Raw genomic sequence first — 15,884 nt, 5'->3', positions numbered from 1 at the left:
CAATGAGAGATATTTCTGTTATCATTATCAATTACAACACTGCAACTTACACGTTAGATTGCATTCAATCGGTTATTGATCATACAGACGTCAATATCAATTACGATATTGTTGTGGTTGATAACAATTCTAGACTCGATGATTATCAGATTCTGAAGCAAAATTTCCCGAAAGCTGACAACATATCGCTACAAAGAAGTGTCATCAATACTGGTTTTGGCGGAGGAAATATGTTCGGAACTCAATTCGCCAATGCAAAATATTTACTGTTTTTAAACAACGATGCTTTTTTGCAAAATGATTGTCTTTCTATTTTATATCAGTTCATGGAAAAGCATCCAAAAGTTGGTGTCAGTACAGCTCAAAATTTTGACCAAAACGGCCAACATGTTGTTTCTTTTGATCACGATAAAGGCATTAGAAAATTGATTTTCGGACGAAGTTTTTTGGAAAAGAATTTTTCTACCACCTTCCCAAAACGTAAAAAAGAATACACTGAACCTGTAACAGTTAATTACGTAAATGGAGCTTTTATGTTTTTTAGAAGCGATGTTTTTGCTGAAGTTGGAGGTTTTGATACCAATATTTTTCTGTACTTCGAAGAAATGGACATCTGCTACAGAATGCGAAAAATCGGATTTGACAGCGTATTGCTTCCTACAGCCAAAATAACACATTATCAAGGTGCAAGTACAGGAACTTCAAAACCCATCAGCAAAGAAGGATTGATTTCCTACTTTTACGTCATCAAGAAAAACAGTCCTTATTGGAAGTATCTTTTTATTAGGATTTATTATTGCTTGACATTCTTGATCAAACCAAAAAAATGGTTTATGCTGCCTTTAGTTTTGAAAGGCACTCATCTTTCGGAGTCTTTAAAACAGCAGCAGAAGATTGTTTTTGAAAACGATTAACTCAATAATTTCAAAACACGACTTTCAATTTCTTTCAAAGAAAATGGTTCCAAAATATCTTCGGAAGCATCACTGACTCGTTGCCATAAGCTGTCCTCATTGTAAAGTTTCAAAATCTTGTCAGCCATACCTTGTGGCGTATTGTCAACACAATGATTTTCATTGTCGCCAAAATCAAAACCTTCAGCTCCAATAAATGTGGTTACTACTGGCAAACCAAACTCCAAACTTTGGCCAATTTTACCTTTGACGCCTGCACCATAACGCAATGGCGCCACAAAAACTTTTGAAGTTCTGAAATAGCCCGAAATATCATCAACAAAACCATGCACTTTAAATCTTTTTGCATTCAGTGCCAAAACTTCTTTGGTAGGATAGCTTCCTATGATGTTGACAACCAAATCTGGTTGCCGTTCCCATAGCAATGGCACGATGTGTTCGTGCAGAAATAGCACGGCATCCTGATTAGGCGTATGAGAAAAACCTCCTACGAACAACAATCCTTCCCGATTGTAAAAACTTGCAGCTTCTCCTCTATATTGATGGACATTACTGATGGTGATTACTTTTCTGTCATCTGAATAAAATGTCTTCAAAGCTTGTTTATCAGCATCAGAAATAGCAATGATGGCATCAGCATTTTTACAGTTTTCGGTTTCAATGTTCAAATATTTGTCCGCTTCCTTTTTGACCTTCGGATTTTTGTTCAATTGCCATTCTCTATCCAATCGTAGATAATGAAAATCGACCATATCGTAAATGAGTTTGATATGCCTGTGCTTTGAGACTTGGTCATGGTATTTATAAAACATATCTGCCCTATGCAGCCAAGCGAACTGGATATTTTGCAAAATTCTTTCGATAAATACGTCTCGCGTTACAAAATTTCCATCTTCATCAATGCAAGGTTCATATGTTACCACTCCCATTTCATTATAATAGGAAACGTAGTCAGTTTTATATTTATATTCTTTTTTGTCCGCAACCAAGAACACTCTAAAGCCATTTTTTAGCATCAGTTTAATCAGTTCATGGAGACGTCGAGACCCAGAATCTCTATCATATTCAGGGATGATGGAATCTACCACTAATACATTCTTTTTTGAAAAATCAATTGTATTGAAATCCAGAATCTTGCCCTCCTTCATCAGCTTATTTTTGAGCTGCTTATTCTTATAATTTAATCTGAAGTCTTTATATAAGGACATGGATAGAAATTTTAGGAAGTCTACTTATTCAATTGGTCAAAGTTCTTTCTTGAAAGCTCTTTAACTTTGGGCAGATTGGCTTTTGTCGATTCCGAAAATTGTGGGAGATGATCCACAAATGTTGTCAAAACATCATAAAACTTCGTCATCTCGGTGTAGCTGACCAAGCTCTTTTTAGGGTCCACACCAAAGAGTTTCTGCAATCCTGAAAATTTATCTTCATAAGAAATACCGAACAAAGGCTTTGCAAATGAATATCCCGAAATCCCAAAATGCATTCTGGCAGAAATGGTAAAATCAATATATTCCAAATAGGATTTCAGCTCAAGACCATTTTTTATATCACTTTTGAAGAAAGCATCTATGTTTCTCTCCTTGAGTTTCAAATAGATTGCCTCAGCCAAATCACGATCACTCATTTCTCCTCTGATATCGTGGTAAAGCATTACATAAGATACATTTTTTTCATGATGTAATTTTTCAAAGACATCTATAAAATGACCTATGTAAGCCTCAACTCCTATCTTATTTGCTTGCATCCAGTTAGGACACACACCACAAATGATATTGCCCTCCTGTCGCCTTTCTGAAATCCAATTTAAATATTGTGCATCTTCATTTTTATCATAAGGACATAAAAATGCCAAGTCCGCTACTTGATAAAGGTTTTCAGTCGGCAAGAATTTATCGGCTACTTCATAAGAATCAGGATCGCGTAAATTAAATCTTGTATTAGGAATCAAACTTGCAAAATCATCTTTCAAAGAAGAATTCAATATTCCCGTGTTGATACTAAAACCGAGGATTGCTGTTGGAAGCTTGTACTTATTAGCATTACGAAGCGTTCTACACTTATAGGAAGTTACGGCCGTTCCATAAGAAGGCGTTAAATTATCTGCTCCTATGACATAAGCACCTTTTTTAAACTTATGAAATTTTGGAGCAAATTTGTATTGCAAATAATTGACATTCTTGTAGTTTCCAAATAAATCTGGACGCTCATGCCATTTTCGTTCATACAAGGTTATTGGAACATTGCCATCAACGTTATTGACAAAAGTAACAGCCATTAATTCATCACCAAACGAACCATCCAATGTGGCAGGTAGAAGCAACAGAACACCATCTTCTTTTTTCTCAAAAAAACTCAACAGACGATTTAAAATATTCTGAACCGTACATCTTAAGTTAATAAAAAAGTACCGCTTTCTGGTTCTAAAATCGTCACTGCTTTTTTTAAATTCCATTGTCCTTATTGTATGAATGATTGGCACGACCTATTTAATTTTACATTAAATTTGCGCTTTGCAAAAATAGCTAAAAAATGCAGTCAGAAATAAACAAATGCCTACAAATACTGAAAGAAGGCGGCCTCATTCTCTACCCGACCGATACGGTTTGGGGCATAGGTTGTGACGCCTCAAATGAAGAGGCTGTATCAAAAGTCTTCAAACTGAAACAGCGCGAAGATAGCAAGGCACTGATATGTTTGGTGGCAGATGACCGAATGCTCAAAAAATACATCAAGAAAATTCCTGATGCGGCTTTCGATATCATCGATATCTCGGAAGAACCCATCACCATCATTTATGATGAACCACAAAATTTGGCCCAAAATTTAATTGCTTCAGATAATACCATTGCCATACGAATTCCTAATGATGACTTTTGCTTTCAATTATTGCGACGCTTCAATGGCGCCATTGTTTCGACCTCTGCAAACATCAGTGGCCAACCTACACCAAAATCCTTCAAAGAAATAGACCAAGACATTTTAAAAGGTGTGGACTATGTCGTAAATTTGCACCGAGAAAAAATAAACACAAAACCATCGTCAATTATCAAATTGAGCAATGATGGTCAAGTGAAAATAATCAGAAGTTAAAGCTCAAATTTCAAGTACCAAATTCCAACTGCAACAATTGGAATTTGCGATTTGATTTTTGGAATTTTATGAAAGAAGCCTTACAACATCCTATCTTCCAAATCATTTCAAAATCTGCTAAAGAACTGAATGTTGATAGTTACGTCATTGGTGGCTTTGTGCGCGATTTTATTTTGAAACGTGGAAAGCACAAGGATATTGATATTGTCGCCATTGGAAGTGGTATTGAGCTCGCCAAAAAGGTTGCCAAAAATCTTCCAAATAAACCAAAAGTTCAGGTGTTCAAAACGTATGGCACCGCAATGTTGCGACACGATGATATTGAAATTGAATTCGTTGGCGCAAGAAAGGAATCCTATAATGAAGATAGCAGAAACCCAATTGTAGAAAATGGGACGCTGGAAGACGACCAAAACCGTCGCGACTTTACCATCAATGCGTTGGCTTTGGATTTAAGTGAAGCTAACTTCGGAAAACTTCTAGACCCATTTAATGGCATCAAGGATTTGGATGAGAAAATTATTCGTACACCTTTAAATCCTGACATTACCTATTCCGACGACCCATTACGAATGATGCGCGCTATCAGATTTGCCACACAGTTGGATTTCAAAATTGAAGATGAATCGCTGAAAGCAATCGCCAGAAACAAAGACCGCATCAACATCATTACCAACGAACGCATTGTAGTGGAATTAAACAAAATTTTGAAAAGTAATAAGCCTTCCATTGGATTCTTGTTGTTGGAAAAAACAGGATTGCTTCAATACATCCTACCAGAATTGACCGCTTTGAAAGGAATTGATGAAGTGGAAGGTCAAACGCATAAGGACAATTTTTACCACACGCTTGAAGTCGTTGATAATATTTCGCAACATACTGATGATGTCTGGTTGCGTTGGGCCGCATTGCTCCACGATATTGGGAAAGCACCAACAAAAAAATTCAGTAAAAAAGTGGGCTGGACGTTTCACGCGCACGAATTTGAAGGTGCCAAAATGGTCTATCACCTGTTCAAACGATTGAAAATGCCATTGAATGACAAAATGAAATTTGTCCAAAAAATGGTGTTTATGAGTTCTCGACCTATTGCCTTGTCGGATGATGATGTCACGGATTCAGCAGTACGTCGATTGGTGTTTGATGCTGGCGATTATGTTGAAGATTTGATGACGCTATGCGAAGCTGATATCACTACAAAAAACCCGAAAAAATTCAACAAATATCATAACAATTTCAAATTGGTCAGGCAAAAGATTGTCGAAGTTGAAGAGCGTGACCATATTCGTAATTTTCAACCACCGATTTCTGGCGAGGACATAATGAAAACTTTCAATTTGAAACCTTCAAAGGAAATAGGCATCATCAAGGAAACCATCAAAGAAGCGATTCTTGAAGGCGATATTCCCAATGAGTATGAAGCCGCTTATGAATTGATGTTAAAAGAAGGTGAACGTCTTGGTTTGAAGAAACAATAATATGAAAAAAGACAACAAAAAAGTCATCTATTGGTTGCTCACAGGTTGTGTGCTCATCTTCATTATGGTCATAGTTGGTGGCATCACGAGACTGACACATTCAGGCTTATCAATTTCAAATTACAAATTGATTTCAGGTACGTTGCCGCCAATGAACGAGGCGGAATGGCACGAAGCCTTCGAACTTTACAAACAATATCCTGAATACCAAAAATTAAACAACCATTTTGAGTTGGAAGATTTCAAGGACATTTACTTTTGGGAATGGTTGCATCGCTTTATAGGTCGAATGATTGGATTAGTGTTTTTCATACCTTTTTGCTACTTCTTGATTACTAAACAACTTACCAGACCCACTATCAAAAAATCAATTATTCTGATGGTTTTAGGTGGATTTCAAGGCTTTTTGGGCTGGTGGATGGTCAAAAGCGGCTTGGTGGACAGACCTGACGTCAGTCATTTTCGATTGGCAGCACATTTAACGACGGCATTTATCACATTTGCCTACACCTTTTGGGTGGCTCTGGATTTGATGTTCCCAAATAAAAAAGATATCGATAAAAAGTTCAGAAACCTTATCCGCTGGGGAATGGCAGTGTTATTGCTCCAGATTATTTATGGAGCCTTCGTAGCAGGCTTGGATGCTGGTTTTATCCATAATCACTGGCCTTTTATGAGTGAAGGAAAATTGATGCACGAAACGGTGTATACTGAATTAGAGCCTGTCCTTTTAAATTTTATTGAAGGGAAAAGCGGTGTGCAATTTGCCCACCGAACCTTGGCATATGTTATCGTAGTTTTCATTTTAGTCATTTGGTACAAAGCAAAGCGATTGAATTTGACCAAACACCAACATAACGCTGTGAATTCTTTATTCATTTTGGTTGGTGTACAATTTTTGCTTGGTGTGTTGACCATTATCTTGGCAGTTCCTGTTTGGCTGGGCGTACTGCATCAAGTTGGAGCTTTCTTTTTACTGTCGGCTATGACATTTACCTTGCACAGATTCAGCAAATAGTCAATAAAAAAAATTATATTTGAGTATGATATATCGATTTAGAGTTATCCTTGATAACGATACAGAAGACAATGTATTTCGCGATTTGGAAATTCGTGAAACGGACACACTTGAAGATTTACATAATGTCATTGCACAATCTTTCGGGTTTGATGGCTCTGAAATGGCTTCTTTTTACAGAAGCGATGACGATTGGAACCAAGGAGAAGAATTTTCCCTTTTTGATATGAGTGAAGGCGACGATAATGTAAATTTGATGGAAGAAACATCCATAAACGATGTCGTTCACGAAGCAGCCACGAAACTTATTTATGTCTATGACTTCTTGAATATGTGGACATTCTTTGTGGAATTGGCAGAGATTGTTGATGAAACCGATAGTGTCGATTATCCAAACTTGATGTTTGCCCACGGACAAATTCCAGACGAAGCACCAGAAAAATCATTTCTTGCAGAAGATTTTGATGAATTCAATGAGTTTGAAGATGATTTAGACATCGACGATTATGATGAGTTGAATTTTGATGAAAACTGGAATTAGTTGTTAATGAAAATTCCTTGGTTAATAATTGCATTGATTTTTGGAGGAATTTTAGTCTATTACAATAATCGCAAAAAATTTCAAATTAACTTTTATACAAGTTTAAACAAGACGCAACTTCAAGAAGAACTTATTAATATTCTTGAGTTAATCCTTTTAAAACACACCGCCCAATCGAATTTCATAAATACTGATTTGGACAATTTTGAAGATTTAAAAAACCTAATCCAATCTTATTCATTTGGAATTAAAAATGCTGATAGAGAAAAAACTTTAAAATTACCTTTTGAATTTCATCCAAGAGGCACTTTTAGCGAACTTGCTATAAATAATTTTTGGGAAAAAGATTTTATAAAAATTTCTAGTAAGTTCAATTTGATTTATTCAGAATACAGAGAAAAATTAGACAACCCTCTATAAACTCAATTCGTGCATTAGTGGCTAAAATCAATTAACTTTGAATTCTGAACTTCAAACCTTGAACTTTTCACAATGAAAATCTATACAAAAACAGGTGACAAAGGTACCACAGCATTATTTGGCGGCACTCGTGTTCCAAAACATCATATTCGCATTGAAAGTTACGGTACTGTTGACGAACTCAATTCGCATCTCGGCTTGATTCGTGACCAGCAAATCGATGTTCGTTACAAAGAAATGCTGATGCTTATTCAGGATAAATTATTTACGATAGGCGCCATTTTGGCCACAGACCCAGAAAAAGCTATTCTCAAAAGCGGAAAAGAACGCTTGAACATTCCTAAAATTTCGGAAGCCGATATCAAAAAGTTGGAAGATGAAATGGACGAAATGGAAAATGCCTTACCTCCTATGACGCATTTCGTACTACCTGGCGGACATCAAACTGTGTCATTCTGTCATATTGCGCGCTGTGTCTGCCGTAGAGCTGAACGTTTAGCCTCTGCTCTTAATGAATTGGAGCCTTTTTTACCAGAGGCACTCACCTATCTCAACCGCCTTTCTGACTATCTATTTGTATTGGCACGGAAGTTGTCTAAAGACTTGCAAGCCGAAGAAATCAAGTGGATTCCGCAAAAAGAGTCCTAGACAAATTAGGCTATTCCGATTTTTTTGACTATCCTTTAGATATCAAGAATTTAAGGAAGAATGAACGCTCTTTTTATTAATGGTAAATTAACTTTGAAATAATTCATTTTTTTCTTGACTTTTTGAACAAAAAAATTATTTTTGCAGAAATTTAAAACGCACTAAAATGTATTGGACATTAGAATTGGCATCTTATTTAAGTGATGCACCTTGGCCAGCCACAAAAGACGAATTAATCGACTACGCTATCCGTACAGGAGCGCCTCTTGAAGTGGTTGAAAATTTACAAGCTATTGAAGACGAAGGTGATTCTTACGATTCAATTGAAGAAATCTGGTCAGATTATCCAACAGATGAAGATTACCTCTGGAACGAGGACGAATATTAAATAAATTCAAAAAGAATAGTTAAAAAGTCTCAATCCGAGACTTTTTTTTGTGCGCTATTTTTTATTAAACACAACACAAACCGTATCTTTGTGAGCCTTAAAAAAGCGACACAAACACGTTCACTAGAATATAGAATCGGTCACAAACGGTTCGAAACTTAAAATATTACAACCTTATGAGTTTTTTAGATTCAGTATTAAAGGTTTTTGTCGGCGATAAATCCAAACAGGATGTCAAAGCCATCACACCTATTGTCAACCAAATCAAAACCTTTGAAAAGCCTTTAGAAGCATTGTCGCACGACGAATTGCGAGCTAAAACCGCTTACTTCAAATCAAAAATTGCAGAAGCACGCCAACCTTTTAACGAAACCATCGAAAAACTCCAAAAAGAGGCTGAAGAAACTGAAGATATAGATGCTCGCGAAGATATCTATCAAGAAATCGACCGTATCAAGGATGACATTTATAAGGTTACCGAAGATGTTCTTACCGACATTCTTCCAGAAGCGTTTGCTGTGGTTAAAGAAACGGCAAAACGTTTTGTAAACAATACTTCCATTACTGTTACCGCAAATGTTTTCGACAGAGAAATTTCAGGCAGTAAAGACTATGTATCTCTAGAAGATGATAAAGCGGTTTGGGCAAACTCTTGGGATGCTGCCGGAAAACCCATCACTTGGGATATGATTCACTATGACGTTCAGTTGATAGGTGGTGTGGCCTTACATCAAGGGAAAATTGCCGAAATGCAAACGGGTGAAGGTAAAACATTAGTGGCATCACTTCCGGTTTACTTAAATGCACTTGCAGGTAACGGTGTGCATTTGGTCACTGTGAACGATTATTTGGCAAAACGTGATAGCGCTTGGATGGCGCCATTGTTTGAATTCCACGGTTTGAGCGTGGATTGTATCGATTATCACCAGCCGAATTCCGCAGCGCGTAAAAAAGCCTATTTAGCTGATATCACCTACGGAACCAACAATGAATTTGGTTTTGATTATTTGCGTGATAATATGGCACATTCACCAGATGATTTGGTGCAACGTCCTCATCATTATGCCATCGTCGATGAGGTGGATTCTGTCTTGGTAGATGATGCACGTACGCCATTGATTATTTCAGGACCTGTACCTCAAGGAGACAGACACGAGTTTACCGAATTGAAACCAAAAGTTGATAGCATCGTTGAAGTACAGCGTAAGTATCTAACTGGTGTATTGGCGGAAGCAAAAAAATTGATTCAGGAAGGTGATGCTAAAGAAGGTGGCTTCAAATTATTGCGAGTGTATCGTGGTATGCCGAAAAATAAAGCACTTATTAAGTTTTTGAGTGAAGAAGGCGTTAAGCAATTGCTTCAAAAAACTGAAAACCAATATATGCAAGACAACAACCGCGAAATGCCAAAGGTGGACGCGGAATTGTACTACGTGATTGACGAGAAAAACAATCAGGTGGAGTTGTCAGACAAGGGTGTTGAATATCTTTCCGGGAAGGACGACCCATCTTTCTTCGTGATGCCAGAAATTGGTACTGAAATCGCTAAAATAGAAGCTCAAAATCTTTCAAAAGAAGACGAAGCTGAAGCTAAAGAAGAGTTGTTCCGTGACTTCGGAATCAAATCTGAACGTATCCATACGCTGAACCAATTATTGAAAGCTTACGCCCTATTTGAAAAAGACGTTCAATATGTCGTCATCGACAATAAAGTAATGATTGTTGATGAACAAACAGGTCGTATTATGGATGGTCGTCGTTATAGCGACGGTTTGCACCAAGCGATTGAGGCGAAAGAAAACGTAAAAATTGAAGCCGTTACCCAAACGTTTGCAACAGTGACGCTTCAGAATTATTTCAGAATGTATCGTAAGCTAGCTGGTATGACTGGTACTGCGGTGACGGAAGCTGGCGAATTCTGGGAAATCTATAAATTGGATGTGGTCGAAATTCCTACCAATAAGCCAATTGCTCGTGATGATAGAGAAGATTTGGTGTACAAGACCAAACGTGAAAAATATAATGCGGTCATTGATGAAGTGACGAAATTGTCTCAAGAAGGACGTCCAGTCTTGATTGGTACAACGTCGGTTGAAATCAGTGAGTTGTTAGGAAAAATGTTAACGCTTCGTAAGATTCCGCATAACATATTGAACGCAAAACTCCATAAAAAAGAGGCTGACATTGTAGCGGAAGCTGGCCAACCAGGACAAGTAACCATCGCTACCAATATGGCTGGTCGTGGTACGGATATTAAATTGACAGAAGCTGTGAAAAAAGCTGGCGGACTTGCGATTGTTGGTACAGAGCGTCACGATTCGCGTCGTGTTGATAGACAGTTACGTGGTCGTGCTGGTCGTCAAGGGGACCCTGGAAGTTCGCAGTTTTATGTATCCTTGGAAGACAACTTGATGCGTTTGTTCGGTAGTGAGCGAATCGCAAAAATGATGGACCGAATGGGCTTGAAGGAAGGCGAAGTGATTCAGCACTCTATGATTTCAAAATCGATTGAACGTGCACAGAAGAAAGTTGAGGAAAACAACTTTGGCGTTCGTAAACGTTTGTTGGAATATGATGATGTGATGAATGCACAACGTGAGGTGGTTTACAAGCGTCGTCGTCACGCACTTCACGGAGAACGACTTCGTGTGGATTTGGCGAATATGATTTTTGACACCTCTGAAATCATTGCGGAAACCAACAAAGCAGCCAATGATTACAAAAATTTCGAATTTGAATTGATTCGTTATTTCTCGATGAGTTCGCCTGTTTCAGAGCAAGAATTCAATAAACTGTCTGAAAAAGATTTGGCAGGAAAAATCTACAAAGCGGCATTTGAGCATTACAGAGAAAAGATGCAACGCAATGCAGATATGGCGTTTCCTGTGATCAAAAATGTGTATGAAAATCAAGGTGATAAATTCAAACGCATTGTCGTACCATTTACTGATGGTGTGAAAACACTTCAAGTGGTTACCGATCTTGAGAAGTCCTACAATACCAATGGTAAACAACTCATCAATGATTTTGAGAAGAATATTACCCTTGCGATTGTAGATGACGCGTGGAAAACCCATTTGCGTAAAATGGATGAATTGAAACAATCGGTTCAGTTGGCGGTACACGAACAGAAAGACCCGTTGTTGATTTATAAGTTTGAAGCGTTTGAATTGTTCAAGCAGATGATTGACCAAGTGAATAAAGATGTGATTTCATTTTTATTTAAAGGTGAATTGCCAAGCGAAACCCAAAACACAATTCAGGAAGCAAAAGCACGTAAGCAAGAAAAACTGGAAACCCAGAAAGAGGAAATCCCGAATATGGATGAGCGTTCTGCACAAGCTAGAGCTGCTGGAAACACGCAGCGCCAAGAGGTTGTGGAAACCATCGTTAGAGATAAACCGAAAATAGGACGTAATGATAAAGTCACCATCAAACACGTGATGAGTGGTGAAAATAGAACCGTGAAGTACAAACAGGCAGAACCTTTATTGGCTAAAGGCGATTGGGTGCTGACCGAAGAGTAATTCCAACTTCCTTTCTAAAAAGGAAGTTTATAAAAAATAATCCTGATGTCTTAAGATGTCAGGATTTTTTATTGCGGTTTTATGTTGTCTTTATCACTGTACATTGAGCCATCTTCCGAAGCCTCTAGGATGAGTTCGATGCATTCCAACGGTACATAAGGAAAATCATTGTGGAAAGAAATGGTGCAAAAATCGATGCGGTTATAAACTTGCATTTCGCCAATCAACTCTTTTAAAAAGTATTCAAACTCGATATAGAGCTCTTCCAAATCATAGGTTTTGTAACGGAATGGCAGGAGGAACTGTAAATGCGTCTTGTTGTTTTCTGGATTGAGCTGTATGGCGGCCACCTGAATTTCTTTTGGATCGAATGTGAATTGATCGAAGGTATAGGGCGTTTCGTAAATGTCATAGTTGATGTCTTCGGAATCTTCTGGGCCGAAGAGTGCCTTGAACGACCACTGCGGCAGTTGCGGCGCTTTACTAAAGAGGTTTTTGATGGGCATCAAAAGGGAACGCTCTCCAAAGGTGGTGGCCGTAAAACGAAAAATGTCCCTATTGCGTGGGTGACGTGAAAGGACGTAGCCGATGCCGGAATGGTAGTTTTCCATCTCGAGGAAAACGTCTGAAAAGATGCGCGGTGGCGGGTCGTCTTTGCTGTGGTCTATGGCGTGGCGGAGATAGGACTCATTGGCGATGAACCACTCCCAAAATGCTTTTGCATTCACTTTTTTAACGATTTGGAATTAAAGATAGTGAAGAATTTAATTGGTAGTTGTAGTGCGGTTGGTTTTTAAATGTGGTGGGTCTCAAAATGGATGCGAGTGATTGCTCGAGGACTGCGAGTGATTGCTCGAGAACTGCGAGTGATTGCTCGAGGACTGCGAGTGATTGCTCGAGGACTGCGAGTGATTGCTCGAGGACTGCGAGGGATTGCTCAAGAACTGCGAGGGATTGCTCAAGAACTGCGAGGGATTGCTCGAGGACTGCGAGTGATTGCTCAAGGACTGCGAGTGATTGCACGAGAACTGCGAGTGATTGCTCGAGGACACCGAGGGATTGCTTGAGGACTGCGAGTGAATGCTTGAGGATACCGAGGGATTGCTTAGGGATATCGAGTGATTGCTAGAGGACTGCAAGGGATGGCTTGAGGACCTTGAAGGGTATGGTGTTCTCGCGAAGGCGCAAAGGCGCAGAGGGTGTTATTGATTGTGAGGATGGGTGGTTTGAAGCTGGGAGATTGTGAGACGTTTGTTGTGGGGACACGCGATGCAATCGCGCGCCAGCGGGGGGAATTCTGTCATTTTTCACTGCTTACCCCGTCTCTCAAAAGGTACTCAATTTGTAGTACCAAATCTTCGTTACGAGATTTATTTAATTCTTCTATTCTTTTTTTTAAGTTTTTGTCAAACCATTCTTGTGTTAAATCTTTTATTGTATAATTTGGGAAGCGCATTTGATGAATTGCATTCATTTGACGCTCTAAATCATTACTGAAAACCGCATCTTTCAATGCTTGTAACGGTGTCCAATGCTTTTGATTTTTTCTCCACCATCTTTTTGCCTTTTCAATAATTTGATCTAATTCGTTAAATTTTTGCTTTTGAAAACTTATATCATGTTTTCCTGTTTCTATGTATTTGGCATAATCTTTTTTGTGCAAATTCATCAGTTCCCTTTCAGTTATCACATTTTCTGAAAAACCAAAATTTTGAAAGGTCAAATCTTCTAAAGCCCAACCTACTCGGATAGCAATCCAATCTATATCATAATCAACAATCCAACCGTGACCCCAGAATTCTGTTGCCCCAGGGTAAATTAAATCGGCAGTGCCCTCTAATTTGGCAAAACTTTTGGGGTTATCAAATAATTTGATCAAGTCAGGAATGGCGGATGCTCCTATTTGTAACAAACTGTCTTTTGCTTTGTAGACTTTCCCCCAGTCTGTTGAGGTGAAATCTGCAATCAATTGTGGATATTTAAATTCTGAATACGTTGTTTTAACTTTTGCATCATTGCTTTGAGTAAAGCCATTGAATGTAAACGCAAGCATTACAATAAGGAGGATGTATTTCATAAAGAATTATTTAAGGACTTATCCCGTTGCGTTCTGTGACAAACGTCTTAAATTCTGAACTGTTTTTAAATGTACGCCCAAGTTTGCCGTTGTCATAGAACTGAACTTCGCAGCAATGATTTCCGCCACAAAACTGTCGTTCACCATTAGGGTATTCGTATATGGTTCCGCCTATGTCGGATGTATGGTGGTGTGATAGAAACCAAAATTTTATTTGTTCTCCATTTTCCATATCAATTAGTCCATACTGAATATCGTCATTTAATGTATACTGAATATTTCCATTGGTTCGTAGATTGCTAAAATCGAATGCTCCATTATTCATTTTTTCATTTAAAATCTTTTCAGACTCTGAAGCACAAGAGATGAACAAGGCTATACTACAGATCATTAATAAAACTGGGTTCTTGATGATTTTTCTCATATTATCGCGCAATAAGGTAATCGTAAAGCTCATTAATTTCCTGTTCAGTTAACACTTGGCTCCATTGGTATTTATGCCAGTCGACACCCATTTCTTTAGTTCTTGATGTGTCTATCTTATGCTTGCCCATTGTCATCCAGTTCCATAATAGTGTAGAGTCTGTATATGCCAGGGCTGGTCCTGTCATATCATTGTCCAATTTGTGACAAGCAGCGCAATTGGCATTGAAAACTTGTCTTCCTTCCCTAGCTTCTTCTGACAGATTTTCTGTACCACAAAATGCTTCTGGCATCACTGTTCCACAGACCATTCTTTTTGATGGATAAAAACTGTAAAGGAAAAAGGATACACCGATTGCGGATATCAAAACGATACTTGAGAGAATCAAAATACGATTTGTTAATTGTCTCATTGCTATTGTTTTGAGATCTTACAAAGTTATTGAAAAGTTGTGGGTTTGAGAAGTTCAGATTGTAAATCTGCACTATTGGGTTTGTCTATCAATTATTAACTTTTTTTGGTCCAAAAAAGTTACAAAAAAGACCTTCCCAATCGAGAGGTATTTTTACTCTACTTTCATTTTTTGTCTTGATACAAAAAACGAAACAAAAAAGATCAAGAAGATTTAAGGAACTTTTTCACTTTGTGAAAACCGCTGACAACTCTTCATTTCATGCTCTTTTTATTCGTCCACATTAATTTGTAATTGAACTCATGATGTGCTTCGCAGTTGCCTTCGGCAAACGCACTTACATTTGAGTTGCATCTAGTTCTGTAAATCTTCGGTTTGTCGCCTGTGGCGACATAGGGTTTTTAGGGGGAGATTGAAGTTAGGGGTTTGGAGCACGGATTGTTAATTTGGGTTTATAGTATTTACCATTGTTGAATGATAAGGCAGACTTGTCCATCTCTCAGGGCAAATTCTTTAGCTCCCCATGGGCGCAGTGTGACTTTATTGAGATTGGGGTGTAAATATTCTGGGTGAGATGTGCTGACCTTTTGATAGACGTCTTCTATGTTTTTTGTCACGAGCCTGAACTCAGGTTGATGTTCCTTTGCCAATTTTTCGTGCTGAAAAAGCATTAGATGGAACTCGTTACCCTCAATGACACAAAAAGGTTCTTTTGATTTTAATTCTTCGTGGCCCATTTTAAAACCAAGACAATCGACAAACATCTTGAGACCGTCGTTGATATTCTTATAGTAAACATTGGGGACTAATCTGTTGAAATGCATGGGCGAGTTGGTTTAAAATGGATTATTCATTAATTAAAGATAATCATTAAGGGGTTTTGTATATTACTTATTGTGGGAAAATGACAAATGAGGTTGTTATGCCAGTTCGCGCTACGTGCT

17 protein-coding genes are annotated in these 15,884 nt (G+C 38.1%); 10 read left to right on the top strand and 7 right to left on the bottom strand.

What is annotated here, in order from left to right; all coding sequences use genetic code 11:
* Positions 1-2 precede the first annotated feature (2 nt).
* Positions 3-914 carry a glycosyltransferase family 2 protein gene (locus M0G43_RS14105; protein ID WP_248027466.1) on the top strand — a complete coding sequence of 304 codons (912 nt, stop codon included), beginning with the start codon at positions 3-5 and terminating at the stop codon, positions 912-914.
* On the opposite strand, the gene M0G43_RS14100 is transcribed toward M0G43_RS14105, so the two are convergent.
* Positions 911-2,122: a glycosyltransferase family 4 protein gene (locus M0G43_RS14100; RefSeq protein WP_248027464.1), complete on the bottom strand. Its 1,212-nt coding sequence runs from the start codon at positions 2,120-2,122 to the stop codon at positions 911-913. The two genes, M0G43_RS14105 and M0G43_RS14100, sit on opposite strands and share 4 nt — an antisense overlap.
* Positions 2,123-2,142: 20 nt before the next feature.
* Positions 2,143-3,369: a polysaccharide pyruvyl transferase family protein gene (locus tag M0G43_RS14095; protein ID WP_248027462.1), complete on the bottom strand. Its 1,227-nt coding sequence runs from the start codon at positions 3,367-3,369 to the stop codon at positions 2,143-2,145.
* A gap of 77 nt (positions 3,370-3,446) precedes the next feature.
* Here M0G43_RS14095 and M0G43_RS14090 point away from each other — a divergent pair, with 77 nt between their 5' ends.
* From M0G43_RS14090 to secA, 8 genes are all read left to right on the top strand, one after another.
* On the top strand, positions 3,447-4,007 hold the full coding sequence (locus tag M0G43_RS14090; protein WP_248027460.1) for an L-threonylcarbamoyladenylate synthase: 561 nt from the start codon (positions 3,447-3,449) through the stop codon (positions 4,005-4,007).
* Between the two features lie 68 nt (positions 4,008-4,075).
* Positions 4,076-5,485 carry a CCA tRNA nucleotidyltransferase gene (locus M0G43_RS14085; protein ID WP_248027458.1) on the top strand — a complete coding sequence of 470 codons (1,410 nt, stop codon included), beginning with the start codon at positions 4,076-4,078 and terminating at the stop codon, positions 5,483-5,485.
* Position 5,486: 1 nt separating this feature from the next.
* On the top strand, positions 5,487-6,503 hold the full coding sequence (locus M0G43_RS14080) for a COX15/CtaA family protein (protein WP_248027455.1): 1,017 nt from the start codon (positions 5,487-5,489) through the stop codon (positions 6,501-6,503).
* A 25-nt stretch (positions 6,504-6,528) separates the two neighbouring features.
* The gene (locus M0G43_RS14075; RefSeq protein ID WP_248027453.1) at positions 6,529-7,044 is read left to right on the top strand and encodes a plasmid pRiA4b ORF-3 family protein; all 516 of its coding nucleotides are present in this window, start codon (positions 6,529-6,531) and stop codon (positions 7,042-7,044) included.
* A gap of 6 nt (positions 7,045-7,050) precedes the next feature.
* Positions 7,051-7,464 carry a hypothetical protein gene (locus tag M0G43_RS14070; RefSeq protein ID WP_248027451.1) on the top strand — a complete coding sequence of 138 codons (414 nt, stop codon included), beginning with the start codon at positions 7,051-7,053 and terminating at the stop codon, positions 7,462-7,464.
* Between the two features lie 72 nt (positions 7,465-7,536).
* Positions 7,537-8,112 carry a cob(I)yrinic acid a,c-diamide adenosyltransferase gene (locus M0G43_RS14065; protein ID WP_248027449.1) on the top strand — a complete coding sequence of 192 codons (576 nt, stop codon included), beginning with the start codon at positions 7,537-7,539 and terminating at the stop codon, positions 8,110-8,112.
* Between the two features lie 166 nt (positions 8,113-8,278).
* Positions 8,279-8,500 (top strand): DUF2795 domain-containing protein, encoded by a 222-nt coding sequence (locus M0G43_RS14060; RefSeq protein WP_010177336.1) that lies wholly within the window; start codon positions 8,279-8,281, stop codon positions 8,498-8,500.
* A 176-nt stretch (positions 8,501-8,676) separates the two neighbouring features.
* Entirely contained in the window at positions 8,677-12,027 is a 3,351-nt protein-coding gene (gene secA, locus M0G43_RS14055; RefSeq protein ID WP_248027447.1) for a preprotein translocase subunit SecA, read from the top strand.
* A gap of 68 nt (positions 12,028-12,095) precedes the next feature.
* On the opposite strand, the gene M0G43_RS14050 is transcribed toward secA, so the two are convergent.
* Positions 12,096-12,755, bottom strand: a complete 660-nt coding sequence (locus M0G43_RS14050) for a hypothetical protein (protein ID WP_248027445.1) — start codon at positions 12,753-12,755, stop codon at positions 12,096-12,098.
* A 90-nt stretch (positions 12,756-12,845) separates the two neighbouring features.
* On the opposite strand from M0G43_RS14050, the gene M0G43_RS14045 reads away from it, so the two are divergent.
* Positions 12,846-13,094 carry a hypothetical protein gene (locus M0G43_RS14045; protein ID WP_248027443.1) on the top strand — a complete coding sequence of 83 codons (249 nt, stop codon included), beginning with the start codon at positions 12,846-12,848 and terminating at the stop codon, positions 13,092-13,094.
* A gap of 233 nt (positions 13,095-13,327) precedes the next feature.
* On the opposite strand, the gene M0G43_RS14040 is transcribed toward M0G43_RS14045, so the two are convergent.
* From M0G43_RS14040 to M0G43_RS14025, 4 genes are all read right to left on the bottom strand, one after another.
* Positions 13,328-13,996 (bottom strand): hypothetical protein, encoded by a 669-nt coding sequence (locus tag M0G43_RS14040; RefSeq protein ID WP_248027441.1) that lies wholly within the window; start codon positions 13,994-13,996, stop codon positions 13,328-13,330.
* Between the two features lie 118 nt (positions 13,997-14,114).
* Positions 14,115-14,561 (bottom strand): hypothetical protein, encoded by a 447-nt coding sequence (locus M0G43_RS14035; protein ID WP_248027439.1) that lies wholly within the window; start codon positions 14,559-14,561, stop codon positions 14,115-14,117.
* Entirely contained in the window at positions 14,530-14,940 is a 411-nt protein-coding gene (locus M0G43_RS14030) for a c-type cytochrome (protein ID WP_248027436.1), read from the bottom strand. Before M0G43_RS14030 ends, M0G43_RS14035 begins: the two co-directional genes overlap by 32 nt.
* 461 nt (positions 14,941-15,401) lie before the next feature.
* Complete coding sequence (locus M0G43_RS14025) at positions 15,402-15,764, bottom strand: hypothetical protein (RefSeq protein ID WP_248027435.1); 363 nt, start codon at positions 15,762-15,764, stop codon at positions 15,402-15,404.
* Positions 15,765-15,884: the final 120 nt, after the last annotated feature.

The organism is Subsaxibacter sp. CAU 1640, from assembly GCF_023156585.1.
Lineage (GTDB): Bacteria > Bacteroidota > Bacteroidia > Flavobacteriales > Flavobacteriaceae > JBPOFM01.
Note: the sequence above shows the minus strand (reverse complement) of the source record. Positions and strands in the feature narration are given on the sequence as shown.

Coding starts and splice junctions, on each gene's coding strand:
- M0G43_RS14065 (WP_248027449.1), top strand. CDS start 7,537: ATGAAAATCTATACAAAAACAGGTGACAAAGGTACCACAGCATTATTT.
- M0G43_RS14080 (WP_248027455.1), top strand. CDS start 5,487: ATGAAAAAAGACAACAAAAAAGTCATCTATTGGTTGCTCACAGGTTGT.
- M0G43_RS14035 (WP_248027439.1), bottom strand. CDS start 14,561: ATGAGCTTTACGATTACCTTATTGCGCGATAATATGAGAAAAATCATC.
- secA (WP_248027447.1), top strand. CDS start 8,677: ATGAGTTTTTTAGATTCAGTATTAAAGGTTTTTGTCGGCGATAAATCC.
- M0G43_RS14085 (WP_248027458.1), top strand. CDS start 4,076: ATGAAAGAAGCCTTACAACATCCTATCTTCCAAATCATTTCAAAATCT.
- M0G43_RS14095 (WP_248027462.1), bottom strand. CDS start 3,369: ATGGAATTTAAAAAAAGCAGTGACGATTTTAGAACCAGAAAGCGGTAC.
- M0G43_RS14060 (WP_010177336.1), top strand. CDS start 8,279: ATGTATTGGACATTAGAATTGGCATCTTATTTAAGTGATGCACCTTGG.
- M0G43_RS14030 (WP_248027436.1), bottom strand. CDS start 14,940: ATGAGACAATTAACAAATCGTATTTTGATTCTCTCAAGTATCGTTTTG.
- M0G43_RS14105 (WP_248027466.1), top strand. CDS start 3: ATGAGAGATATTTCTGTTATCATTATCAATTACAACACTGCAACTTAC.
- M0G43_RS14100 (WP_248027464.1), bottom strand. CDS start 2,122: ATGTCCTTATATAAAGACTTCAGATTAAATTATAAGAATAAGCAGCTC.
- M0G43_RS14045 (WP_248027443.1), top strand. CDS start 12,846: ATGCGAGTGATTGCTCGAGGACTGCGAGTGATTGCTCGAGAACTGCGA.
- M0G43_RS14025 (WP_248027435.1), bottom strand. CDS start 15,764: ATGCATTTCAACAGATTAGTCCCCAATGTTTACTATAAGAATATCAAC.
- M0G43_RS14075 (WP_248027453.1), top strand. CDS start 6,529: ATGATATATCGATTTAGAGTTATCCTTGATAACGATACAGAAGACAAT.
- M0G43_RS14090 (WP_248027460.1), top strand. CDS start 3,447: ATGCAGTCAGAAATAAACAAATGCCTACAAATACTGAAAGAAGGCGGC.
- M0G43_RS14070 (WP_248027451.1), top strand. CDS start 7,051: ATGAAAATTCCTTGGTTAATAATTGCATTGATTTTTGGAGGAATTTTA.